At 58.9% G+C, this 22,495-nt stretch carries 20 protein-coding genes and 1 pseudogene; 6 read left to right on the top strand and 15 right to left on the bottom strand.

The window, feature by feature from the left end; translation table 11 throughout:
* Positions 1-9 precede the first annotated feature (9 nt).
* The 3 genes from napA to napE are packed head-to-tail and all read right to left on the bottom strand — an operon-like array spanning position 10 to position 2,976.
* On the bottom strand, positions 10-2,514 hold the full coding sequence (napA, locus tag ACQKP2_RS00390; RefSeq protein WP_427573441.1) for a nitrate reductase catalytic subunit NapA: 2,505 nt from the start codon (positions 2,512-2,514) through the stop codon (positions 10-12).
* Positions 2,511-2,771 (bottom strand): chaperone NapD, encoded by a 261-nt coding sequence (locus tag ACQKP2_RS00385; protein ID WP_427573439.1) that lies wholly within the window; start codon positions 2,769-2,771, stop codon positions 2,511-2,513. Before ACQKP2_RS00385 ends, napA begins: the two co-directional genes overlap by 4 nt.
* A 37-nt stretch (positions 2,772-2,808) precedes the next feature.
* Positions 2,809-2,976, bottom strand: coding sequence for a periplasmic nitrate reductase, NapE protein (napE, locus tag ACQKP2_RS00380; RefSeq protein WP_427573436.1), 168 nt, complete (start codon positions 2,974-2,976; stop codon positions 2,809-2,811).
* A gap of 258 nt (positions 2,977-3,234) precedes the next feature.
* Between napE and ACQKP2_RS00375 the strand changes: the two genes are divergently transcribed.
* Positions 3,235-4,704 carry a DUF1254 domain-containing protein gene (locus ACQKP2_RS00375; protein WP_427573433.1) on the top strand — a complete coding sequence of 490 codons (1,470 nt, stop codon included), beginning with the start codon at positions 3,235-3,237 and terminating at the stop codon, positions 4,702-4,704.
* A 165-nt stretch (positions 4,705-4,869) separates the two neighbouring features.
* Here the strand turns inward: ACQKP2_RS00375 and ACQKP2_RS00370 are convergent, their stop codons facing one another.
* From ACQKP2_RS00370 to ACQKP2_RS00350, 5 genes are all read right to left on the bottom strand, one after another.
* Positions 4,870-5,658, bottom strand: coding sequence for an SDR family oxidoreductase (locus ACQKP2_RS00370; RefSeq protein ID WP_427573430.1), 789 nt, complete (start codon positions 5,656-5,658; stop codon positions 4,870-4,872).
* Between the two features lie 46 nt (positions 5,659-5,704).
* Positions 5,705-7,252: an amino acid ABC transporter permease/ATP-binding protein gene (locus ACQKP2_RS00365; RefSeq protein ID WP_427573428.1), complete on the bottom strand. Its 1,548-nt coding sequence runs from the start codon at positions 7,250-7,252 to the stop codon at positions 5,705-5,707.
* 64 nt (positions 7,253-7,316) lie between these two features.
* Entirely contained in the window at positions 7,317-8,111 is a 795-nt protein-coding gene (locus ACQKP2_RS00360; RefSeq protein ID WP_427573426.1) for an ABC transporter substrate-binding protein, read from the bottom strand.
* Between the two features lie 46 nt (positions 8,112-8,157).
* Positions 8,158-9,228, bottom strand: a complete 1,071-nt coding sequence (locus tag ACQKP2_RS00355) for an isopenicillin N synthase family dioxygenase (RefSeq protein WP_427573424.1) — start codon at positions 9,226-9,228, stop codon at positions 8,158-8,160.
* A gap of 14 nt (positions 9,229-9,242) precedes the next feature.
* The gene (locus ACQKP2_RS00350) at positions 9,243-10,094 is read right to left on the bottom strand and encodes a sugar phosphate isomerase/epimerase family protein (protein WP_427573421.1); all 852 of its coding nucleotides are present in this window, start codon (positions 10,092-10,094) and stop codon (positions 9,243-9,245) included.
* A gap of 433 nt (positions 10,095-10,527) precedes the next feature.
* On the opposite strand from ACQKP2_RS00350, the gene alr reads away from it, so the two are divergent.
* A complete protein-coding gene (gene alr, locus ACQKP2_RS00345; RefSeq protein WP_427573419.1) occupies positions 10,528-11,757 on the top strand; it encodes an alanine racemase in 1,230 nt (409 codons plus the stop codon).
* Between the two features lie 107 nt (positions 11,758-11,864).
* Here alr and ACQKP2_RS00340 read toward each other — a convergent pair whose 3' ends face one another.
* Positions 11,865-14,576 carry an AAA domain-containing protein gene (locus ACQKP2_RS00340; protein WP_427573416.1) on the bottom strand — a complete coding sequence of 904 codons (2,712 nt, stop codon included), beginning with the start codon at positions 14,574-14,576 and terminating at the stop codon, positions 11,865-11,867.
* A gap of 286 nt (positions 14,577-14,862) precedes the next feature.
* On the bottom strand, positions 14,863-16,074 hold the full coding sequence (locus tag ACQKP2_RS00335; RefSeq protein ID WP_427573414.1) for a transporter substrate-binding domain-containing protein: 1,212 nt from the start codon (positions 16,072-16,074) through the stop codon (positions 14,863-14,865).
* A 398-nt stretch (positions 16,075-16,472) separates the two neighbouring features.
* Here ACQKP2_RS00335 and ACQKP2_RS00330 point away from each other — a divergent pair, with 398 nt between their 5' ends.
* Together ACQKP2_RS00330 and ACQKP2_RS00325 are read left to right on the top strand one after the other, a co-directional pair.
* Positions 16,473-16,826 carry a DUF6124 family protein gene (locus ACQKP2_RS00330; protein WP_427573411.1) on the top strand — a complete coding sequence of 118 codons (354 nt, stop codon included), beginning with the start codon at positions 16,473-16,475 and terminating at the stop codon, positions 16,824-16,826.
* Positions 16,827-16,928: 102 nt separating this feature from the next.
* Positions 16,929-17,510 (top strand): hypothetical protein, encoded by a 582-nt coding sequence (locus tag ACQKP2_RS00325; protein ID WP_427573408.1) that lies wholly within the window; start codon positions 16,929-16,931, stop codon positions 17,508-17,510.
* Positions 17,511-17,556: 46 nt separating this feature from the next.
* On the opposite strand, the pseudogene ACQKP2_RS00320 reads toward ACQKP2_RS00325, so the two are convergent.
* Both ACQKP2_RS00320 and ACQKP2_RS00315 read right to left on the bottom strand, forming a co-directional pair.
* A pseudogene (locus ACQKP2_RS00320) lies at positions 17,557-17,703 on the bottom strand (SDR family oxidoreductase); the annotation flags it as partial.
* 15 nt (positions 17,704-17,718) lie between these two features.
* Positions 17,719-18,702 carry an aldo/keto reductase gene (locus ACQKP2_RS00315; protein ID WP_427573406.1) on the bottom strand — a complete coding sequence of 328 codons (984 nt, stop codon included), beginning with the start codon at positions 18,700-18,702 and terminating at the stop codon, positions 17,719-17,721.
* Between the two features lie 97 nt (positions 18,703-18,799).
* On the opposite strand from ACQKP2_RS00315, the gene ACQKP2_RS00310 reads away from it, so the two are divergent.
* Positions 18,800-19,720 carry a LysR family transcriptional regulator gene (locus ACQKP2_RS00310; protein WP_427573404.1) on the top strand — a complete coding sequence of 307 codons (921 nt, stop codon included), beginning with the start codon at positions 18,800-18,802 and terminating at the stop codon, positions 19,718-19,720.
* Between the two features lie 28 nt (positions 19,721-19,748).
* Here ACQKP2_RS00310 and ACQKP2_RS00305 read toward each other — a convergent pair whose 3' ends face one another.
* A complete protein-coding gene (locus ACQKP2_RS00305; RefSeq protein ID WP_427573402.1) occupies positions 19,749-20,732 on the bottom strand; it encodes a bifunctional helix-turn-helix transcriptional regulator/GNAT family N-acetyltransferase in 984 nt (327 codons plus the stop codon).
* A 147-nt stretch (positions 20,733-20,879) separates the two neighbouring features.
* Positions 20,880-21,218 carry a winged helix-turn-helix transcriptional regulator gene (locus tag ACQKP2_RS00300; protein ID WP_427573400.1) on the bottom strand — a complete coding sequence of 113 codons (339 nt, stop codon included), beginning with the start codon at positions 21,216-21,218 and terminating at the stop codon, positions 20,880-20,882.
* A gap of 88 nt (positions 21,219-21,306) precedes the next feature.
* Here ACQKP2_RS00300 and gstA point away from each other — a divergent pair, with 88 nt between their 5' ends.
* On the top strand, positions 21,307-21,996 hold the full coding sequence (gstA, locus tag ACQKP2_RS00295) for a glutathione transferase GstA (protein ID WP_427573398.1): 690 nt from the start codon (positions 21,307-21,309) through the stop codon (positions 21,994-21,996).
* Between the two features lie 8 nt (positions 21,997-22,004).
* Here gstA and ACQKP2_RS00290 read toward each other — a convergent pair whose 3' ends face one another.
* The gene (locus ACQKP2_RS00290) at positions 22,005-22,451 is read right to left on the bottom strand and encodes an NUDIX hydrolase (protein ID WP_427573395.1); all 447 of its coding nucleotides are present in this window, start codon (positions 22,449-22,451) and stop codon (positions 22,005-22,007) included.
* Positions 22,452-22,495: the final 44 nt, after the last annotated feature.

Raw genomic sequence — 22,495 nt, 5'->3', positions numbered from 1 at the left:
CGATTCTCCTCAAGCCGCGCTGATCAACTCGATGCGGATCGCACATTTCTTGTAGTCGGTCTGTTTGGAGATCGGGTCGGTGGCATCGAGCGTGACCTTGTTGATCAGCTTGTTGGCATCGAAAAACGGCACGAACACCAGGCCCCGGGGCGGTTTGTTGCGCCCGCGGGTTTCAATGCGTGCGCGGATTTCACCGCGTCGGCTGATCAGCTTCACTTCACTGCCGCGCCGGGCATTCATGGCCTTGGCATCCTCGGGATGCATGTACACCAGCGCGTCCGGCACCGCCTTGTACAACTCCTCCACCCGTTGGGTCATGGTGCCCGTATGCCAGTGCTCGAGGACGCGGCCGGTGCTTAACCAGAACGGATAATCGGCATCCGGCGCTTCGGCCGGCGGTTCGTAGGGCAGGGCGAAGATGATCGCCTTCTTGTCCGGGTAGCCGTAAAACTGTACGTCGCTGCCGGCCTCCACGTAGGGGTCCAGCCCCTCGCGGTAACGCCAGCGGGTTTCCTTGCCATCGACCACCGGCCAGCGCAGGCCGCGTTCATGGTGGTAGAGGTCGAAGGGGGCCAGGTCATGGCCGTGGCCGCGCCCGAACTGGGCGTACTCTTCGAACAGGCCTTTTTGCGGATAGAAACCAAAGGCATGGGCTTCGTCGTTTTTGAAGCCGGCCTCGATTTGCTCGACGGGAAACTGGTCGACCTGCCCGTTCCGGTACAACAGCTCGAACAGGGTCTTGCCTTTGTATTGGGGAGCCTTGGCCAGCAACTCGGCGGGCCAGACTTCATCCACGGTGAAGCGCTTGGAAAACTCCATCAACTGCCACAAATCCGATTTGGCGTCCCCCGGTGCGCTCACCAACTGATGCCAGAACTGCGTGCGGCGTTCGGCGTTGCCATAGGCCCCTTCCTTTTCCACCCACATGGCACTGGGCAGGATCAGGTCGGCGGCCTGGGCGGAGACGGTGGGGTAGACGTCCGAGACGATCACGAAGTTTTCCGGGTTGCGCCAGCCGGGCAAGACTTCCTGCATGATATTCGGCCCGGCCTGCATGTTATTGCTGGCCTGGGTCCAGTAGACGTTGATTACGCCGTCCTTGAGCATGCGGCTCTGTTGTACCGCGTGGAAACCGACTTTCTCCTGGATGGTGCCATCAGGCAGTTTCCAGATTTTTTCCGCATGGGCACGGTGTTCGGCATTGGTCACCACCAGGTCGGCGGGCAGTCGATGGGAGAAGGTGCCAACCTCCCGCGCGGTGCCACAGGCTGACGGCTGGCCGGTCAGGGAGAAGGGGCTGTTACCCGGTTCACTGATCTTGCCGGTGAGCAAATGGATGTTGTAGATCAGGTTGTTGGCCCACACCCCGCGGGTGTGCTGGTTGAAGCCCATGGTCCAAAAGGACACGACCTTGACCTTGGGGTCGGCATACAACTCGGCCAGGCGCTTGAGGCGCTCGGCCGGGACACCCGTTTCCTTGGCGGTGCGCTCCAGGGTGAAGGGTTTGACGAACGCCGCGAACTGCTCGTAGGACATGTCGGTCCAGGTGTTGGCCTTGTCGGCGTTTTTCGCCTTCTGCTCCCGTGGATCGTCCGGGCGCAAGCCGTAGCCGATATCTTCGGCGCCCTTGGCGAAGCGCGTGTGTTTGCCGATGAAATTCTTATCGACCGCGCCGCTTTCGATAATGTGGTTGGCGATGTAGTTGAGGATCAGCAGGTCGGTTTGCGGCTTGAACACCATGGGAATGTCGGCCAGCTCGAAACTGCGGTGCTCGAAGGTCGACAGCACCGCGACTGTGACATGGGGCTGGCTCAGGCGTCTGTCAGTGACCCGGGTCCACAGGATCGGATGCATCTCGGCCATGTTCGAGCCCCAGAGTACGAAGGCGTCGGTCGCTTCGATGTCGTCGTAGCAACCCATTGGCTCATCCATGCCGAAGGTGCGCATGAAACCCATCACCGCCGAGGCCATGCAATGACGGGCGTTGGGGTCGATGTTGTTGCTGCGAAAGCCGGCCTTCATCAACTTGTTGGCGGCGTAGCCTTCCCACACTGTCCACTGCCCGGAACCAAACATCGCCACGGATTCGGGGCCTTTGGCTTTCAGGGCCTGTTTGAATTTCTCCTCCATGATGTCGAAGGCTTTTTCCCAACTGATCGGCTGGAACTCGCCCTGCTTGTCGAACTGGCCGTCTTTCATTCGCAGCAATGGCTGGGTCAGGCGGTCGACGCCGTACATGATCTTGGAGAGGAAGTAGCCCTTCACACAGTTCAACCCGCGATTCACTTCAGCCTTGATGTCGCCATGGGTGGCGACCACCCGATTGTCCCGCGTCGCCACCATCACGCTGCAGCCGGTGCCGCAAAAGCGGCAGGGTGCCTTGTTCCAGTCCAGGGTGACCAGGTCCGCTTCCGTCACCAGATTGCTGGCCGTGGTGATAATCGGCAGGCCTGCTGCGGAGGCGGCAATGGCAGCGGCCTGGGCCTTGACGAATTCTCGGCGCGACATGCTCATTGGCTGTCTCCTGCGGGATCGAGGATTTCGTGATAGATCAGCGCGGCGTTGAGTACGCCCGGCAAGTTGTTGATCTGGTGGATACGTTGCAGGATCTGGTCTTCATGGACGGCTTCAAGTACGACCACCAGTTTTCCGGCGGCACTTTCCTGATGCAGTTCCAGGCCTTCGAGTAAACGCAAGTTGGCTTTTACCGCACCGAACAATTCAGGTCGGGCAAGTACGACCAGGCTGGCAATGTGCAAGGCTTCGTCCATGCGCGGGCTCCGATTTGGACTGGCACCGGAAAGTCATTCAGTGAGGTGGTCCGGGAGGGCCATAAATCATCTGGAAAAACCAGACAATGAATCCGTAGCCACCCACGATAGCGACTGACAGTAAGGGAAACAGGCAGACGACCAGAAACAGGAACAACAGGGTTTCCTTGCGGCGCCTGGTTTTTTGTTCTTCAACCAACAACATGGAATGAACTCCCGCCGAATGTTCAAACAGACTAGGCCAGCAAACTTTTCATGTTTCCCGGTAATAAGTTTTGTCGACCGACGGTGATACAACGCCTGGTTGGCAGTGGAAAAAGTTATAAATCGGCCAGGCATTACAGCGTGGAGTTACAACGGATTTATTCTTGTTTAATAATTAACCTCGATCATGGGCGCAATTCCTTGTTTGACTATAGTGTTCATCGTTTGCCGGCCAATCATGGATTTATGGGGAGTCGAGATGATGCACAAAGTTCGGACACTGACTGCTCTTGCGCTGGCCCTGACAGTGCTTGCCCATACTCAGGCAGGTCTTGCGAAAGAGGGTACCGAAACCCAGGGAGGGCAACCGCCACCTGGCTCACAGAGCTCTGTCGCGGACTTCGACTACCAGATCAAGTACCAGCGAGCATTCGAAGCGGTGCTGTGGAACATGCCGGCGATTGCCATTTACAGTTTCCGGCGCGCGGCATTTGAACAACTAGGCGCCAAGGACAACGACTTCATTGCCTACTCGGCGCCGGCAACCCCCAAACTGGAAGCCATTACCGCCAACAGCATCACGCCCTACATCGCCGCCTTCACCGATTTGCGCAAGGGGCCGGTTGTTCTGGAGGTGCCACCGGCGAGTGCGCAGGGCAGCGTTTATGGCCAGGTTGTAGACGCCTGGCAGTTCACCATTGCCGATGTCGGCCCATCCGGCCTGGACAAGGGCAAGGGTGGCAAGTTGCTGTTCACCCCTCCCGGCTTCAAGGGCAGCGTCCCGCCTGGCTATATTCACGTCGCTTCACCCAACTACCGGATCGCACTGGCCTTCCGCTCCGTGCGCGCGCCCGGCAAATCAGCGGACGATGCCTACCAGTACGCCAGGAAACTGCGCATGTATTACCTGGCCGACGCGAAAAATCCGCCGCAACAGCGCTTTATCGACCCGATCAACGAGGTCTATCCGACCCTGCCTTACTACGACGAAAGGCATTTCGTGGATATGCACGCCGTGATGAGCGTCGAACCGCCACGGCCACAGGACAAGGTGATGTACGGCATGTTGCGCTCACTGGGCATCGAGCGAGGCAAGCCCTTTGCGCCTGACGAGACCACCCGCAAAGCCATGCGCCAGGCGGCCATCGATGCGTGGTTTTATTTGCAGCACTGGTTCGACAATATTCCGAAAGACAAACTCTACTGGCCGGATCGTCACTACGCTTCGCTGTTGATGACCGATGAAAACAAGCGCTTCACCTTCGAATACGAAGACAACATCGATCTCATTGGGCGGGCTGCCGAATACTTCTGGTGCACCTTCATGCCCAAGCAGCTCAGCGATTCACCGGCCACTCAGTACCTGATGGCCATGGCGGACAAAAACGGCAAATCACTGGAAGCCGGCAAGCTCTATAAACTCGATGTGCCTGCGCAGATGCCGGTCAAGCAGTTCTGGGCATTCACGGTCTATAACCGTGACAACAACGCATTCATCTACAGCGACAGTGGTCGCACGACTTTGTCTTCGTATGATCTGGATTCGATGAAGAAGAATGCTGACGGCGGTGTCACGATTTACTTTGGCCCTGAGGCGCCTGCCGGGTTGGATCACAACTGGATTCCCACAGCGGGAAAACGGCCGTTGCCTGCCATGCGCTTCTATGGGGGGACCGAGGCCTTGAATAACAAGACCTTCAAGCTGCCGGATGTCGAATTGGCGCAGTGAAGAGCCTGCAGCAGCGACGTTTCCCGGATGTCTGCTACGGGTCGATAGCTGTGTGCAGTAGCAGGAAGATTGCAGGGTAAGAAAGGTGTGCAGGGGACTGTGCCGGCAAGTACGGGGCGGATGGCTGAAGTACCCGTGCCATCCACCCTGTCGTGCCTGCCGCCCTTATTGGCTGGAGCGGACGGCGCCGCCATCGATCAACAGGTTCTGCCCGGTCAGGTAACCCGCATGGCTGCTGCAAACGAAGGCGCATAGCGCACCGAACTCATCGGGTGTGCCGAAGCGCTTGGCCGGAATTTCGCGGCGGCATTCGTCAAGGAATGCCTCGCTGTCCAGCCCCGACTCGTGGGCCGCTTCAATCAGGTTGTCGCGCAGTCGGTCGGTATCGAAGGAGCCCGGTTGCAGGTTGTTGATCGTCACGTTGCGTTGGGCGATGTTGTCCTGCCGGGCCAGGCCTGCGACGAAGCCCGTCAGGCCACTGCGCGCGCCATTGGACAGGCCCAGGCTTTCGATCGGGGACTTCACGGCACTGGAGGTGATGTTGACGATGCGGCCGAATCCACGAGCCGCCATGCCGTCCACCGTGGCCTTGATCAGCTCGATGGGGGTCAGCATGTTGGCATCCAGGGCCTTGAGCCAGGCGTCGCGATTCCACTGGCGAAAATCCCCCGCAGGAGGGCCGCCGGCGTTGTTGATCAGGATATCGAAATGCTCGTGGGCCCCGAGCGCAGCCGCCCGGCCTTCGGGCGTCGAAATGTCTCCGGCCACGGCAATGACCGTCACTTCGGGATTGATCGCGCGCAGCTGTCGGGCCGTTTCATTGAGCGTCTGTTCGCCGCGAGCGGTGATCACCACGTTCACGCCTTCCTGGACAAGCGCCTGTGCGCAAGCTTTACCCAGTCCTTTGCTGGCGGCACACACCAGCGCCCAGCGTCCTGCAATTCCAAGATTCATGGGTGTTTACCTGAAAGAAAAAAGCTCAAGGAAAGTGATTGCCTGTTCATGCAGGGTCCACCGTAGCAGACAGGTTCGGCGAGCGGGCGGCGATGCCCATGAAGCGTCGTACGCGTTCGCCTTCCATACTGCAAAGTATGGTTTCAGGCGCGGCATCGAGTTGAACATTGCCGTTCTCCATGAAAATCACCCGATCGGAAATCGACATGGCAAAGTCCATTTCGTGGGTCACGATCAGCATGGTCATGCCTTCTTTGGCCAGATCGCGGATCACGTTGAGCACGTCGTTGACCAGTTCGGGGTCCAGCGCCGAGGTCGGCTCGTCGAACAGCATGATCTGCGGCTCCATCGCCAGGGCCCGAGCGATGGCCACGCGCTGTTGCTGCCCGCCGGACAGCTGGTGCGGGTACTTGTGGGCATGGGCCAGCAGGCCGACCTTGTCCAGCAGCGCATAGGCACGGTGCTCGCTCAGCTCGCCTGGCTGGCCGTGGAAGCGCGGTGCCAGCGTGACGTTGTCGAGGATGGTGCGGTGCGGGAACAGGTTGAAGTTCTGGAACACCATGCCGATGTGCCGCACGCCCTTGCGCAGGCGCGGGCTGTTCGGTTTGTCCGAGGCCTCGATGAACGGCTCGCCGAACAACAGAATGTCGCCGGTATCGATGCTTTCCAGGCCGTTGACCGTACGGATCAGCGACGTCTTGCCGGAACCGGATGGCCCGATGATCGAGACCACCTGGCCCTGGTCGACGTTCAGGTCGATACCCAGCAGCACTTTGTGGGTGCCGTAGCTCTTCTGGATGTTCTTGAGCTGCAGGATGGGCGTCGTGTTGTTGCCAGCCGCTTTGCGTGCCGTGTCGGGCAAGGCTTCGGCACTGGCCTTGAATTTTGCAATAGTGGCGGCATCGAGTGTGTGCGGCTTGCGGAAGTTCAGGTCCAGGTAGCGTTCCAGGCGCTGCAGGAAATAGCCGAACACGGTGACGATGAGCACGTAGTACACCGCTACGGCGCCCAGGGTTTCCATGACCAGAAAGTTGGTGGCATAGAGGCGTTGGCCCACGGTGAGGATTTCGGTCAGGGAGATGACCGAGACCAGTGACGTCAGCTTGACCACCGTGATGTATTCATTGATCAGGGTGGGCAGCGAAATACGGAAAGCCTGGGGGATCACGATCAGGCGCTGCATGCCGAACAGGCCGATGCCCAGCGCGCGACCCGCTTCCCTCTGGCCCTTGGCCACGGAAATCAGACCACCGCGATGGATTTCCGCCATGTACGCCGCCTCGGTGACCACCAGGGCCAGCAAGCCGGAGTAGAAGGGGTTGGACAGAATCGGGCCGCTGCCGGGAAACAGTTGCGGCAGGTTGTAGACGAACACCACCAGCACCAGCAACGGGATGCTGCGGAAGAACCAGATATAGACCGCTGCGGGAATGCGCAGCAAGGGCGATTGGGACAGCTTGGCCGTGGCCAGCAGGAAGCCCAGCAGCATGCCGATGAACCAGGCCAGGGCGCTGAGCTGGATCACCGTGACACAGGCGTGCCAGAAGTCGGGCAGGGAGAACAGGGAGAAAAAATACGACCAATCGAATTGCATGGGGCACCTCAATCCGCCACCCCCGCGCAGGGGTGGCGGATAACCGGACTACAAGGACACGTTGTTAGTTGGCAGTCGGTTCTTCCAGACCATACTTCTTCAGGATTGCAGCGTATTCTCCGCTCTTTTTGGTTTCCTCGAAGGCCTTTTGCACGGCCTGGAAGGTTTCGTCATTACCTTTCTTGACGAAGATGCCCAGGGTTTGCTGGTAGATCGGGTGTTCGGTGGTGATCACCACACGACCGTTGGTCTTTTCCGCGATCATTTTGGCGGCGCCGGCGATCTCGACCTGGGCCTGAATGTTCTTGGACAACAACGCCTGGGTCACTTCCGGCGCCGAGGGGTATTCGCTGACGGTGATGGCGCCCTTGTTGTTCGGCACGCAGTATTCATCCGACAGCTTCCTGAATTCCTTGACCCAGGTGGTGCCCTGTTCCAGGCCCAGCTTCAGGCCGCACAGGTCTTCAGGTTTCTTCGCGTTGATCGTGCTGCCCTGGGGTACCATGACCGAGGCGCCGGTGTTGGCGTAGGCGATGGTCTGGGCCTGAGTCTGGCGATCCGGCGTGATGTACATGCCGGAGATGACCGCGTCGTATTTGCCGGAGTTCAAGCCCAGGATCAGGCTCGGGAACTTGGTGTCGACGAACTCCACCTTGGCGTTCATGTGCTTGGCCAGTGCCGCCGACAGCTCGGGGTCGGAGCCGACCACGTTCTTGTCCTTGTCATAGGACTCGAACGGAGGGTAAGTGATTTCCATGCCGACCTTGAACGTGTCGGATGCAGCCATGCTCATCGAGGCACCCAGCATGCCGGCTGCCAAAACAGCCAGGCTCAACAGGTTTTTTTTATAGTTTTTCATTGGTTACTGACTCCGGCGTAGGTAAGGGTGTAGCTGAAAACTTCAATCAGGACGGTTGCGCCTGATTTTTCAAATGTCCGAAACTGGCGGGCTTGCGTGCCTTGCCTGGCAGTTGAACGTCCCCGTTGGCCACTCTCTGGCGCAGATACTGATAGGTCTGCAGCGCCTGGCCATACATGTGTTCGCCGATCGTGATTTCTTCGTAATCGTTGCTTGCCTGGGCAAACCCCGGCAACGGCTTAATCTGGGTGTGAAAGTCGCAGGCATAGAACAGCGGGAAGGAATAGCGCTCCTCCTTCACGCTGCGCACCCGGTGCGCGGTGGCGACGAATGCGCCGGCCGTCATCACTTCCAGCATGTCACCGATGTTGACGACAAAGGCGTTGGGAATCGGTGGTGCATCGATCCATTGGCCAAGATTGTTCATCACCTCAAGGCCCGGTTTGTCGGCCAGCAGGATGGTGAAACACTCGTAGTCAGTATGGGCGCCCAGACCCGGTGCGTCATGGGCGGCACCGTCGTAGGGGTAGTGGATCAGGCGCAGCTTGGACGGTGGACGGGTGACCAGGCTGTCGAAGTAGTTTTCTTCCAGGCCCAGGGTCAGGGCGAAGCCGCCGAACAGGCGTCGCCCCAAGGCGAAGATCGCTTCATAGTAGGCCTGCACCGACGCCTTGAAACCTTCCAGCTGCGGCCAGTCGTTGGGCCCCAGCAACGGCGTGTTGGCCAGCACCAACGGGTCATCGGCAGGGACTTCGAAGCCGACGTCGAAGGCTTCCTTGTGGTCCGGCTTGCCTTTGGAATAGACCTCTTCGCCTTCGGGCACAAAGCCTTTGTGCGATTGCGAGGTGCCGATGTAGTGCCGCATCTTGGTATCGAAGGGTTGGTCGAAAAAGTCCTTGGCCGCCTTGCGCAGATTGGCGATCAGTTGCGGGTCGATACCGTGATCGGTGATGTAGAGGAACCCGACGTCGCTGGCGGCGCGCCCCAATTGTTCGGCCACGGCCAGGCGGTGTTCCAGTTCAAAGCTGAACAGTCCGGCGATATTGACCACCGGGATGCTGTTGAAGTTGGCTTTGTGTGTGTCAGTGCTTGCGCTGTTATTTTTGTTGTCAGGCATGACGCATCGGCTCCCTAAGAATGACTTGAGTGGCGGAATCGCTCGAAGTGTTCGCGTTCGGTCTGGCCCATCCACACGTTCAACGACCACAGGTCGGCGACCGGGACATTGGTGAAGGGCAAATGATGCAGGTAGCCGTCGGCGCCGAACTCCGGGGTCAGGGTAGTGACCTGATAACCGCGGGCTTGCTGCGAGCGCCAGATGCTTTCCCAGTGCTGCTGGTGGAAGGCCAGCTCCTTGGCATATTCAGGCGCCGCCGGGTGCGGAACCTGCGGACCCTGGTCGTAACCGACCCGGGCCTGGACATGGTGAACCCGCTCGATGAAAGCACTCAGGTCATCGGCCGGGTCATTGAGCAGACGCTCGCAGGTCACGATCCAATGGCTGATGTCACTGGTGAACAACAGGTCGGGCAGTTGCCGGATCAACTCCAGGGTCACCCAGGGATTGAACAGCGAGCGCGCGCGGTGAGTTTCGAAACTGCAGACCTGGCCGTGCTTGCGCGCCAGCTCCAGCGCCTGGCCGAAAAACTCCACCTGTTGCGGCAAGGACCAGCGGTCGTTGCCCGCCAGCACATTGACGAAACGCGGGCCGAGTTCGGCGGCCCAGGCCAGTTTGCGGTCCAGGTCATCGAGGTGCACGGCGGGCGATGCCGACTGATCCGGCAGCACGTCATAGGCGGTGAAGACGGTGCTGATATAGCCCACGCGATTGGCCTTCAGAAAGGCGCCGAATTCCGCCCGTTGATGGGCGTCCAGTGGCAGGCGTGCTTCCATGCCGTCAAAGCCCGCTTGCAGCAACTCTTCGAGTGCCTGGGCCTTGCTGGCGGTGTAACCCCACAGCGTGCGAAAGATGTCCAGCTTCATCGGTGATCCTCAAAAGTCCCGGGGCCGGCTGCAACAGCACGGCGTGCGCTGATTCTGCTGAGCGATACCGAAGCGGGTTCGCTGTGGCGCCGATGTTAGGCACAGGCTGAGCGGCGAAAGAATCTGATATTTCAAATCGATACTTCAGACTTTTATCAACCAATAGCTGGCTATTTATAAGGCTGATTGGCGGTTTTTTTTGCGGTGAGAACCTTTCTACGTTGGGTGTTAGCGAGGGGTGCCTTCAAAGCGACATCATTTTGAAGAGTCCCAAGCGATATCGGGTGGGGGAGGGGGGTTGCGCTGGCCTTTGCAACGCGCTTGACGAAAATGGACAAATAATTCCAATATGGAATTAATTTGCAGGTATTTCTGTAGAGAGGGCGTCATCCAGTTGCCCGTGTGGCCTCAAACAATAAAAAGGAACTTGCCCATGCCATTTACTCGCACGCTTCTCGCCCTGTCCCTGGGGCTGGTCTTCTTGCAGGGCCAGGTACAGGCCGCACCGCCGCTGACCCTGAATAACGGCCTCAACGCCTCGACGATCCAGAACAGCAATGCCTGGGTCGAAATCAACAAGGCCGCCCTGGAACACAACATCCAGGCCCTGCAGGCGACCCTCGACGGCAAATCGAAGCTGTGTGCGGTGCTCAAGGCTGACGCGTATGGGCATGGCATCGGCCTGGTCATGCCCTCGATGATCAAGCTGCAGGTGCCTTGTATTGCGGTGGCCAGCAACGAGGAAATGCGCGTGGTGCGCCAGAGTGGCTTCAAGGGGCAACTGGTGCGGGTGCGCACGGCTTCGCTGAGCGAGCTGGAAGATGCACTGCAATTCAATGCCGAAGAACTGGTGGGCAACCTGGACTTCGCGCGCCAGGCCGCTGAGCTGGCTGCAAAGCACGGACGCAAACTGCAGGTGCACATCGCCCTGAACTCCAGCGGCATGAGCCGCAATGGCCTGGAGATGCACACTGAACAGGGCAGGAGCGATGCCGTCGCCATCACCAAATTGCCGAACCTTGAAGTGGTCGCGATCATGACCCACTTCGCCGTCGAAGATAAGGACGACGTCCGCAAGGGCCTGGCAGCCTTCAATGAGCAAGCCGCCTGGCTGATGGACGTGGCACAACTGGACCGCAAGAACATCACCCTGCATGCGGCCAACTCCTTCGCCACCCTGGAAGTGCCCGAATCGCACCTGGACATGGTGCGCCCCGGCGGCGCCCTGTTCGGTGACACGGTGCCTTCGCACACCGAATACCAACGGGTGATGCAGTTCAAATCCCACGTTGCCTCCGTCAACAGCTACCCGGCCGGCAACACGGTCGGCTACGACCGCACCTATACCTTGAGCCGTGATTCGAAGCTGGCCAACATCACGGTTGGCTACTCCGATGGCTATCGTCGCGTGTTCACCAACAAGGGCGTGGTGCTGATCAACGGCCATCGCGTGCCGGTGGTGGGCAAGGTGTCGATGAACACCCTGATGGTGGACGTCACCGACGCCCCGGACGTGAAGGCCGGCGACGAGGTCGTGCTGTTCGGCAAACAGGGCGAGGGCGAAATCAGCCAGGCCGAGATCGAAGAAATCAACGGCGCGCTGCTCGCCGACCTCTATACCGTGTGGGGCAACTCCAATCCCAAGATATTGGTGGAGCAGTGATCGCTGACGATTGATTTGGCGGATTGCCTCGGCCCGGGGGGCCCGGGTTGGGGCGCGGGTTTGCTTGTGGGAGACCGCGGGCCTGACCCGGACGGGGCTGCTCCGCCTTATACACCGGACGTCGGGCTGGCCCACTGGGCAATGAAGTCGCCGATTCTTTCCACGTTGCGGCTCTCGACCGTGCGCAGGCGCAGAATGGGAATGCCGCTTTTTGCTAAGACGCCATTCTTTAAAGCGTCCCGCGCCATCTGGTCGGGCCGGTCGTGAGAGCCGCCATCGACCTCGATGACCCCTACCGGGATCTTGCCCACCTTGAAATAGATCACGAAATCGCAACTGGCGCGCGCCATGAAGGCCCGCTCGTGGTCGGTCCAATCGTGGTTACTTGGCGATGCGATCTGATCCAGCATGATCTGCGTGTGGAACATCAATAACTGGCACGCCGGAGCGGCCAACGCCTCGCGCAGCAGTTGCGCCACGATCTGCTCGGACTTGTAGCGTGAGTCTTCAGGTCGCAGGCGAGCGTCCAGGTGTGCCAGAGAAAGATCAAACTCCTGATACAGCAAGTCGAAGGCCGATACCACGGGGGCGCGCACTATCTGCTCCTCATGCGCGTAATAGGCGACGTAGCGCATCAGCGCCGCTATGTGGCCGTTGTTGCTGGTGAACACGTCGTCGCCCGTCACCAGGGTGAAACGGTGCTTGGCCCGCGACACCGCCACGTTGATCATGCGTGGGTCATCGACGAAATCCAGGCGTTTACGCTCTTGGTTGCAGCGTTTTTTGTCCAGCACGGTGGAGAAAACGATCTCGTCGCACTCTCGGCCCTGAAACTTGTGCACGGTGTCCCTGACGAAATCCGGTGGCAGGTGCGTGCCGGAGAGGTTGACCTGTGCCCGGAACGGCGCGATGAAACCGCGGCCATCGCCGTCCAGCCCGACCGGCTCTCCCTCGTTCTCGAGCAGCTTGAGTAGAGATTCCAGCTCGCGCAGGTTGACGTTCTGACGGGTGTGATTGCCCTTGGCGGTCACCACCAGGCGCAGTGGCTCTTCGCCCTTGTCCTCGGTCATCGGCACCAGCATGTTGTTATAGAACTGCTGGTTGCAGAACTGAATGATCCTGGGGTGACAGCGGTAATGCTCTTTGAGCAGGGTTCTGGGAAGCGCCTCCTTGAACACGCCAATGCACGAATCGAGCAGGCTAAAGCGCTCGCAATCGTAGGCCTGGACGGGCGCTTGCAGGCCCAGTTCCACGGGAATGTGCGCCAATTGGCGGCTGTCGCCGACGACGACCAGATTCCTCGCGCAGCCCAGCGCTAGAATGCCTGGCACGATGTCCTGCAGCGAGGCTTCGTCGATGATCACGTAGTCGAGAATTGCCCCCGGCGCGATCGAATTGACGATGGAGTGCGTACCGCTGCCCAGGATCGGGAAGCGCTTTTGGAAGGCATCGAACTGTTGACGGTACGTCTTGGCATCAAAGTTTTGCGACGGTGGAGCCTGGCGTTGCAATTGCTGCTTCAGATGACGCATCGATGCCGTTTTCAGTTCATCCAGCAAGGCCGTGAAGTTTCCGTGTACCAGCGATTCGCGGCATGCCTGCAGCTCCGCTTCCGTGTCCTGCAATGCCTTGTCGTAATAGTGCATCTGCAGGGCACGAAAGACAGATAAGCGCGCATCGCCCTGAGCGAATGGCTTGGCGCGGAAAATCCTGAAGTTGAACAGCAGCTTGACGCGATCCTTGAGGCGGATGCGCTGCTCACCGAGACGGGCCAGGTAGGCCATCAGGTCTGCTGTCTTGCGCGGCGACAGTCTGTACTTATCCAGCGAGTTGGCAGCCTGCATGCCGCTGTCGGTTTGCCACTGGTGCAGATGGCGTCGCTCGATAGTCAGCTCATCGAGCTTGACCTGCAGTTGCGCCGCCCGATTGTGGCCGTGCAAATGCTGCTTCAAGCGGGCCAGCAAGACTTGAATCTCGTCCAGCGTCGGCGCGGGCTCGGGTTCGCTCGATGGCCAAGGCGGCAGATCAGCGAAGAAGTCCTGGCGGTTGCCCTGGTTGCCGAGTTTGGCGATCAGGTGGTCCAGACCGCATTTCTCCAGCTTCTCGTAGACGTTTTCCACCGCCGCATTGTTGTTGGACAGCACGGCGACCGTCTGTCCGCGCAACAGGATATTGGCAAGGATGTTGAGGATGGTCTGGGTCTTGCCGGTCCCCGGTGGGCCCTCGATCACGCTGACTTGCGCGCGGAAGGCTTGCTCGACCGCCGCAAGCTGACTCTCGTTTAGTCCGAATGGATAGATCAGCCCTTGGCCCGGCGTCAGTGTGCCGTTGCGCCCCGTGCAATAGGCCTGCAAGGCGGTGTCGGCACGGGGACGCAGCTTTTCCAGTTGGCGCACGACATTGGCTGCGATCTCTCGGTCGGTCTTCGACTCGGCGCGATCCTGCCGGGCATTCGCTACAGCTGAGAAATAGCGAAAGACCGGCTCGTCCTTCATTGCCGTCGGCTCGGCAAAGCCAATGCCGTCAATCTTGTAGACATAGGGCTTGTCGGCGTTCGGATAGTACACGACAGCATATCGCTCGCCGTAGACCGTAGCCTTGGCAATGGGCTTGACGATCGAGCTGCCGGACTTGGTCAGCAACATCTCCCCCAACTCGCGGGTGGGAGAAACACGACAGTCACTGAGTGGGCGCGTGTAAGTTTTCCCGGAGGGGTAGTGACAAGTCAGTTGAATGGCTTGGTACTTCTCGCTCCAGTGAATCGACCAGTCGCTAATCTTCCTGGTCTTGTCCTCACCATCCACCTGAATCGAAACCATAAATCCCATTTTTTGTATGTGCATGGCATCCGGCTGCGCCTCACGACGGACAGCGGATGTCGTTGATTCTCCAATAATGGTCATCTTGCCACCATTACGCGTAGGGCCGATAGCAGGCTCATACAGGAGCTTGTAAATCGCGAGGAACCTGAAGCTATAAGTGAACACCAGGGTTATCCAACCGCTGATCCAGATTGAAGCAATGGCGTCGCGGGGAGGGAGGTCGGCGATACGCAGGCAAAGGCCAGCCGATTTACCGGACCTTCGCCAAGGGCTTCTCAAGCCCCTATCTATTGGATGAAAACCACTTGGCGTAGATCAGCTCGTAAGTCCCGTCCTCGTACAAGGCCAGCAGTGCCTCGTTGATGGATTTGCGCAGCGGGCTGCCATTGGGCACGGCGATTCCGTATTTTTGCGGCCTGAACAGCGGCCCGACGACGATCAGGGCGCCATTGCCACGCTTGGCGGACCAGTACTGAAGGGTCGGCGCGTCATAAACGATGGCCTGCACCTCGCCCTTTGTCAGCATCCGGATGCCATCGTCGGCGGTGTAGACGTTGACGAATGGCAGACCGTGTTGCGTGAGGTAGTCCGCGGCGACCGTCCCCGGTACCGTTGCGATCGATTTGCCGGGCAGGTCATCGGGGCCACGGATGTTCGACTGCAGGCGCGCGATGGTCTGTGATGAGGTCACGGTCGCTGTCAGCTGGGCAACGAGCACCACACCGATCAACCACATCGCGGGCACGAGTATGCGCCTCCAGCGATTGGCGGCGTTGCGTTCGCCGTGCTCGCCGGTGGCGATGATCAGCATGGTCACCCACAAACCTTCACCAATGGCACGCAGATAGGGTTTCTGGAAATCGGGATTGTGCTTGCGCTCTGTCAGCCAGATCAGGTTGGCCAGGACAAGGACGATGACCACCGATACGCCCACGAGCTGACTGATGGCCAGCCAGGGGACTGCCCAGAACCCTTCCATGAAGGTGTCATGGTTCTGGGCGCGCACCATGATCTGCAGGCCGGAGTCGAAATAGGGCAAGGAGAAGTCCAAGGCCCTTTCCCTTTCGGGCGTCATGGTAACCGCGGCGATTGCAGCGTCCGCTTCGCCACGCTCCATGGCCGGCAGCAAATCAGACCGTGCCTGTATCTTGATCCAGGAGAATTCAACCTGCATGCGCCGTGCGAGTTCATTCCACAGATCGATACTGAAGCCCTCGGGAGTCGCTGTTTGTGGCAGTACGAAGGGCGCGACATCGGCGATGGCGATCCGCAAAGGCGGTTTTGCGGCGGGCGTTTTGCTTTCGATTTCCTGCGTTTGGGAGGCCTGTGCGGCGGGGACGATCAGGATCGTCGAAAGCGTCAGGCAAATGAGAGAGATCAACCAGCGAGCCGGTTTATTCATTGCATCTCCCGAGGGCGGGGTGGATCGATTGCGGCGTGAAGGGATGGGCCGGTTACAGTTAAATGAGTCTAGCTGCAGTGAAGCCGCAGGCATGAAATCCGTCAGGGAATGAATACTGCCTGATCTGCCTTTTAAACATCTCTGCATTGACGCTGTTTAACCGCCTCCGAGCTCACTTCCTGAAAGCTACAAATCCTTGCGTCGCTGCCTACGGGTACGCCAGAATCCGCCGGCTTGTGCGCCTTGGGGGCCATCGGTAACTTGATTCGTGTCACTGATTGTCAGTGATCGGGTTTAGCAGCCCGTGGTTAACGGAAGCGCATTTGCAGCCTTTCAGTCAGGTCATTTCATGCCTGCACTTCATGGTAGCCGTGCGCAGGGCGCCCTCGGGCGCGCCGGTTTCGTTCTCCCCGGTCTGCTAACCTGCGTACAGCTGCCACCTTCGTTTAGCAGCGATTCGGTGATGGCTCCACATTGCTGGAGAACTGAATATGTTCAAAGTCACACCCAACCCGCCTGACCCCGCATCCCCCTACGAACCCGATTCCAAAAAACTCAACGAAGCCGCCGAACGCGCCCTCGATTTTCATTTCCCTTCGACGGCCGACATCAAGGCCACGCCCCATACCCCCAGCACCTTGTTTTCCGTAAACCCGGAGGCCACGACCGAAAGCCTGATGGTGTATCTGGTCGAGACACTGGCCTCGGTGGACGTGATGGTCCATCAGTTGGTGGATCACCTGGACGGTGGGTCGCGCAATGCGTTGTTGGGCATTTCCAACAGCGTGATGCTGGCGGAGATCACAGCCAACCGCGTGCTGGATCAGATCGATCCGCCGGAATAGGCGAGGCGGGAAGGGCGGCAGCGTGCCGCCCTTGCTCAATGATTGGGTCACTTTTCCACTGCTATGCTCAAAACACCTGTTTCTTCACTTGAGACGAGCAGCATGGCCGCACAAGGGAAGCATTTCCCGTTCACGTTCATGGTTATGGCCTGCTCGGTTGGGGTTTTCCTTGTCGCCTGGGCTGTCATGAAGCTGCTCGACACTTGCTTCAACCTGACGTTGTTGGCCGATACCACAGGCTGGCTGCCAGGTTTTTGGGATTGGCTTTGGCTGGATACGCCAATGCCCAATTGGTCGCTGCTGGTGATGATTGCGATTTTAATCAGCGCGCTGTCAGTTGCGATTTACTGCACCCGCAACACCGAAGGAACTTACGGTGAGTTACACGAGCTAGAGCGAAAAATATACAAAAAGAACAATCCACAGTTTCCACAGTTGACAGATGACCAAACGCTACTAATGGAAGTTTTAGCCTATCATGCGAACTTCAGAAAAGTTGCGAACTTAAACTCAATCTGCAAACTGCTCTCACTCAGTACGTCAGAAGTTGAAGCCGGTCTTAAGCAACTTCAGGCTAAACGTCTTGTGAAGCAAAAAGTGACACGTGGCACCTTCGGCACCACCACTTTTGAACTTACCTTGGCCGGCAAGGATTATGCGTTAGAGCGATTTGAACTAACGTAGTACGGACGCGCGTATGCAAATAAGCTCTGGACGCAGGTACGGGGCTTCACTCGGGCGCCAAATCGCCATACCAATAAGCCGCAGTGACGCCGTCCAGCAGGAAATCGCTACCGGTGATGAAGGTGCCTTCAGGGCCCATGAGGAACGCGCCCAGGGCCCGCACCTCATCGGGCGTACCACCGCGTCCGGCAGCCGGTAACGCAGGGGATCAGCGGTCGACCCGTTGTTGCAGGTGCGCCGGATAGCGGTCGCCGACAATCTGGATCTGCATCAGGGCTGACTCGATGGCGGCGAGATCTTGTGAGGTCAGCTCGATGGACGCCGCGCCGAGGTTTTCTTCAAGACGGTGCAGTTTGGTCGTGCCCGGAATCGGCACGATCCAGGGCTTGCGCGCCAACAGCCAGGCAATGGCGATCTGGGCACGGGTAGCGTTCCGGTCATCGGCGATGTGACCGAGCACCTCGACCAATTGTGCGTTGGCGCGGCGGTTCTCTTCATTGAAGCGCGGCACAATGCTGCGGAAGTCGTCCGAGCCGAATGTTGTGGCGGCGTCGATAGCGCCGGTAAGAAAACCCTTGCCCAACGGGCTGAAAGGTACGAAGCCGATACCCAGTTCCTCAAGCACCGGCAGGATTTCGTTTTCAGGCTCGCGCCACCACAGTGAGTACTCGCTTTGCAGCGCGGCGACGGGTTGTACCGCGTGGGCACGACGTATCGATTGCACGCCGGCTTCGGACAGGCCGAAGTGTTTGACTTTACCTTCGCTGATCAACTGTTTGACGGTGCCGGCGACGTCCTCGATCGGCACATCGGGATCGACGCGATGCTGGTACAGAAGATCGATGCGATCAGTCTTCAAGCGCTTGAGTGAAGCTTCTGCCATCGCCCGAATACTCTCTGGACGGCTGTCGAGGCCTTGGGCGACATCGCCGTTCTTGAAACCGAATTTGGTGGCTATCACAACCCGATCACGAAAGGGTGCCAACGCCTCACCCAGCAGTGACTCGTTGGTGAACGGGCCATACGCTTCGGCGGAATCGAAGAACGTCACACCACGCTCGAATGCGCTACGGATCAGTTGGATGCCTGCTGCGTTGTCCATCGCCGGGCCATAGCCGTGGCTGATGCCCATGCAACCCAGACCAATTGTGGACACTTCAAGGCCGCTATTACCTAAAAACCGCGTTTGCATTGTTCGTCTCCTCTCGTAGGGTTTCACCACCTTATATTGCTGTTGAGTGCTCAACAATATAGCCTTGGCTTCATGGCTTGTTGAGGAAAATTCATTAATGATGCGCGCCGATTTGCCAGGGCTTACCGCGTTTATCGCCATTGCCGAACAGCGCAGTTTTAGCGGTGCGGCTCGCGTCTTGGGCGTGTCCGCTTCTGCGCTCAGTCACTCGATGCGTAACCTTGAAGCGCGGCTGGAGATGCGGTTGTTCAACCGCACGACGCGCTCGGTGTCACTGACGGAGGCGGGAGAACAGTTGCTCAGCGGTGTTCGTCCGCTGATCAATGATCTGGCGGCCGTGGTGAATGAGGTCACGTCTGCCCGGATCACCCCTTCGGGCTCAATCCGCATCAGTGCTTCGGAGTTATCGATTCAGCCACTGATCCGCCATGTGGTGCCCGATTTCGTCGCCCGTTACCCGAACATCCACATTGAATTCGTGGTCGACAGCAAGCTGCAGGACATTGTCGGTGATGGCTTTGACGCCGGCATCCGGCTGTTCGATGACGTGCCGCGCGACATGATCGCCATACGGTTCGGGCCGGATGTGCGCTTCACGGCTGTCGCTTCGCCCGACTATCTTGAGCACCATCCTGCACCCCAGACGCCACAAGACTTGAAAGACCACCGCTGCATCCGTTTTCGCTTTACCAGTGGCGGGCTGTTTCGTTGGGATTTCAAGCACGCAGAGCAAAGTGTCAGCCTGGATATCGAAGGGCAGATCACCATGGACAACGTCAACCTCATGGTCGAGGCCGCGCTGGCGGGGGTGGGTATCGCGTGGGTGCCAGAGACAGTGGTTGCCGAACCTTTGCGCGAAGGCAAGCTGATCAACCTGCTACCACTATGGAGCCCGAGTTACTCAGGGCTTTGCCTGTATTACCCGGCCAACCGCCATCCACCGATTGCACTGCGTTTGTTCGCCCAGGCCGTCCGGGACTGGTCGAGTCAATCCCGGTTGTCAGGGGCAGAGGGCTAGCGTTGCGCGGCCCTTGGGCAATGCGCTTTCAAATGTTGTGTGCTGCACAAGGCGTGGCCAACGGGTTTCTTCGGCGGGTGAACTGTTGTTCGGTGACCGCCGTGCCCCACTGGTTGCCTTGCTCCTCATGAACCAGCTCGAACCCCAGTGACTCATAGAGCCGGCGTGCTGCGTCCAGCCCTTTGAAGGTCCAGAGCTGTATGGCGTCGAAGCCTTGCCGGTCACAGAACGCCACGGCTTCTTCCAGCAACCGGCGCCCGACGCCACCACCGCGGCACCCGTCATCGAGGATGAACCAGCGCAGGTGCGCTTCATTGTTACCCAGGTCCTGCCCATCGATGGCGACAGAGCCAACGATCCGCTCATGGTGGGTGGCAAGCCAAAGACTGTTGCAGGGTTCATCCAGGCGACCGGCAAACTCTGCGAGCCCTGTCGCCACCTGACGCTCGAAGAACTGCCCGAAGCCGGAGTGCCTTGAGTAAAACGTCGCATGCATTTCGGTCACTCGGCCTATCACGCCCGGACGATAACCTTCACTGACTTGAATTTGGCCGGGAGCGCTTTGCATTGCGCCTGACCGATAAGCCTGGAGGGCCTCGGCATAAGCGCTCAGGCCCTGGGCAACAGTTTGCTGCCGGGACAGGTTCAGCGGCGCCAGTGCAGCGGTCACCTGCATCTGACCGTAGCGATGGATTTCACTGACCGTGCGTTTTCCTTGCTCCGTCAGGATCAGCTGTTTGGTGCGCCCGTCCTCACCGTCGCTGGACTCTTCAAGCTCTCCGGCTTCGATGAGCCTGGCGATCATCCGGCTGACACTGGACTTTTCCAGGCCCAGCACCTGCACGAGCCGGGCGGCGGTCATTACGCCCTGCACGCTGACTTCAAGCAGGGTATGCACCGCCGACGGCGAGTAATCGGTGCCGGCCAGCGTCGCTTGCATGAAACCGAGCTCCCGAACCATGGTGCGCGATGCGGAGCGGATTTGTTCAACCAGGAAGGGGTCGATGTTCATTGGCGAAGGTCTGTTCGAAATATGGTTGTATTATACAACCATATCTTGTTTTGGCTGTAAACGCTCACTTTGGCTCTTTGGCCGTTCGTGGGTATTCCTGCTTCGCGGTTGGCGAATACCGGTCGCACAGAGGGAGCCTGGCATTTATCAATCCAACGGCACCGGGATTTTCCCGCTTTCCTTGAGCCACAAACCAAAGTCGCGCATGACGCTGACGACGGGCCTCAGTCGATTGCCTTCTTCGGTCAGCTCGTATTCCACTTTCACGGGAACCGTGGGGTATACCGTGCGCTTCACCAGGCCGACTTCTTCCAGTGCCCGCAGATCAAGGGTCAGCATCCGTTGCGAGATGCCCGGGACATCTCGGCGCAACTCGTTGAAACGCTTGGGTCCGTCGAGCAGATAGGACACCAGCAGCAGGCGCCAGCGGCCGCCCAGCAGGCGCATGGCTTCCTCGACTGAACAGCCTGTCACATTCCTTTTCATGGCGTTATCCGTAGAGTAGGGCAGGTATATTTTTTGTACCTAGATGATAAAAAAGTGCCTTCTTCCATTTATATACCGGATCCCTAAGATGGTCATGCATCGCTTCCCGGATGGAAGTGACGTCACAGACTTGATCAGGAGATCGCGCGTGAAGCTCTATTACATCCCCGGCAGTTGCTCCCTTTCCCCTCACATCGTGATCAATGAGCTGGGTCTCGATGTCACGCTGCTCAAGGTCGACCACCGCAAGCACACGGTGGGCGAGAGCGTCGACTACTTCGATATCAATCCGCTCGGCTATGTGCCGATTCTTGAACTGGCCGATGGGACCCGGCTTCGGGAAGGCCCGGCGATCGTGCAGTATCTGGCCGACCAGAAACCTGAATCGCAGTTGGCGCCACCCAACGGCACCCTGCAGCGGTATCGGCTTCAGGAATGGCTCGGCTTCTTGTCATCGGAGATCCACAAGGGCTTCATTCCACTGCTGTATGCGGGGCTTGCGGGCAAGTATGTCGATACCGTCAGGCCCAAGCTGGCGGCACGCTTTGCGTGGATCGATACACAACTGGCTGACCGCCGGTTCCTGCTGGGCGACACGTTCACGGTGGCCGACGCCTACCTGTTCGCCCTGACGGGATGGGGGCAGGCGCAGTGGCTGACGTCCGTCTACAAGGCCGGTATTCATTTCGACGACCTGAAAAATCTCCAGGCCTGGTACGCCAGGGTCCGCCAACGCCCTGCGGTCGAAAAGGCACTGCAGGCAGAGGGGCTGGCTTGAACGGTGGGTTATGCCAGCAGCGAGAGTGACTTGAGCAGCTCGTGAAGGCCTTCAGGTACCAGCGGGGAGACGGGGCTGAAGTCTGAGCTGTCGCACCACTGGGTGTGCAGGCGTGCCCCGTCGGTTTCGAAGCCTTCTATCTGCGTTCTCTCGTAGACACCAGCGTCGTCGAAGGTGGCGTCATAGACCTGGACGATCTCGTGCCCCGGCTTACCGGCATAGGTGAAAATGCTTTCCAGGGTGCCCAGCAGGCGAACGTCATGAATCGACAAGCCCAGTTCTTCCTGCACCTCCCTGACAATGGCATCGGCGCTTCTCTCGCCAAACTCGATGCCGCCCCCGATGGGGCGGTAGAGTGTCAGTTGCTTTTGGTCATCGAAGAACTTATTGACCAGGATCTTTCCACGGTGGTGAAAGATGCAGAGTGCGAGAGGGCGGATGCGTTGTTCGGACACCAGTGAAGCTCCCTGGATGAAACGGTTTGTGGTGAATCCATTCT

Origin of the sequence: Pseudomonas sp. NPDC089569, assembly GCF_050280625.1 — a bacterium.
In the GTDB taxonomy this organism is placed as follows: domain Bacteria; phylum Pseudomonadota; class Gammaproteobacteria; order Pseudomonadales; family Pseudomonadaceae; genus Aquipseudomonas.
This window is presented reverse-complemented; position numbering and strand designations above follow the sequence as displayed.

Bases quoted from the DNA above. Each gene is read 5' to 3' on its own strand.
- napA (WP_427573441.1), bottom strand. From the start codon at position 2,514: ATGAGCATGTCGCGCCGAGAATTCGTCAAGGCCCAGGCCGCTGCCATT.
- ACQKP2_RS00385 (WP_427573439.1), bottom strand. From the start codon at position 2,771: ATGGACGAAGCCTTGCACATTGCCAGCCTGGTCGTACTTGCCCGACCT.
- napE (WP_427573436.1), bottom strand. From the start codon at position 2,976: ATGTTGTTGGTTGAAGAACAAAAAACCAGGCGCCGCAAGGAAACCCTG.
- ACQKP2_RS00375 (WP_427573433.1), top strand. From the start codon at position 3,235: ATGATGCACAAAGTTCGGACACTGACTGCTCTTGCGCTGGCCCTGACA.
- ACQKP2_RS00370 (WP_427573430.1), bottom strand. From the start codon at position 5,658: ATGAATCTTGGAATTGCAGGACGCTGGGCGCTGGTGTGTGCCGCCAGC.
- ACQKP2_RS00365 (WP_427573428.1), bottom strand. From the start codon at position 7,252: ATGCAATTCGATTGGTCGTATTTTTTCTCCCTGTTCTCCCTGCCCGAC.
- ACQKP2_RS00360 (WP_427573426.1), bottom strand. From the start codon at position 8,111: ATGAAAAACTATAAAAAAAACCTGTTGAGCCTGGCTGTTTTGGCAGCC.
- ACQKP2_RS00355 (WP_427573424.1), bottom strand. From the start codon at position 9,228: ATGCCTGACAACAAAAATAACAGCGCAAGCACTGACACACACAAAGCC.
- ACQKP2_RS00350 (WP_427573421.1), bottom strand. From the start codon at position 10,094: ATGAAGCTGGACATCTTTCGCACGCTGTGGGGTTACACCGCCAGCAAG.
- alr (WP_427573419.1), top strand. From the start codon at position 10,528: ATGCCATTTACTCGCACGCTTCTCGCCCTGTCCCTGGGGCTGGTCTTC.
- ACQKP2_RS00340 (WP_427573416.1), bottom strand. From the start codon at position 14,576: ATGGTTTCGATTCAGGTGGATGGTGAGGACAAGACCAGGAAGATTAGC.
- ACQKP2_RS00335 (WP_427573414.1), bottom strand. From the start codon at position 16,074: ATGCCTGCGGCTTCACTGCAGCTAGACTCATTTAACTGTAACCGGCCC.
- ACQKP2_RS00330 (WP_427573411.1), top strand. From the start codon at position 16,473: ATGTTCAAAGTCACACCCAACCCGCCTGACCCCGCATCCCCCTACGAA.
- ACQKP2_RS00325 (WP_427573408.1), top strand. From the start codon at position 16,929: ATGGCCGCACAAGGGAAGCATTTCCCGTTCACGTTCATGGTTATGGCC.
- ACQKP2_RS00315 (WP_427573406.1), bottom strand. From the start codon at position 18,702: ATGCAAACGCGGTTTTTAGGTAATAGCGGCCTTGAAGTGTCCACAATT.
- ACQKP2_RS00310 (WP_427573404.1), top strand. From the start codon at position 18,800: ATGATGCGCGCCGATTTGCCAGGGCTTACCGCGTTTATCGCCATTGCC.
- ACQKP2_RS00305 (WP_427573402.1), bottom strand. From the start codon at position 20,732: ATGAACATCGACCCCTTCCTGGTTGAACAAATCCGCTCCGCATCGCGC.
- ACQKP2_RS00300 (WP_427573400.1), bottom strand. From the start codon at position 21,218: ATGAAAAGGAATGTGACAGGCTGTTCAGTCGAGGAAGCCATGCGCCTG.
- gstA (WP_427573398.1), top strand. From the start codon at position 21,307: ATGGTCATGCATCGCTTCCCGGATGGAAGTGACGTCACAGACTTGATC.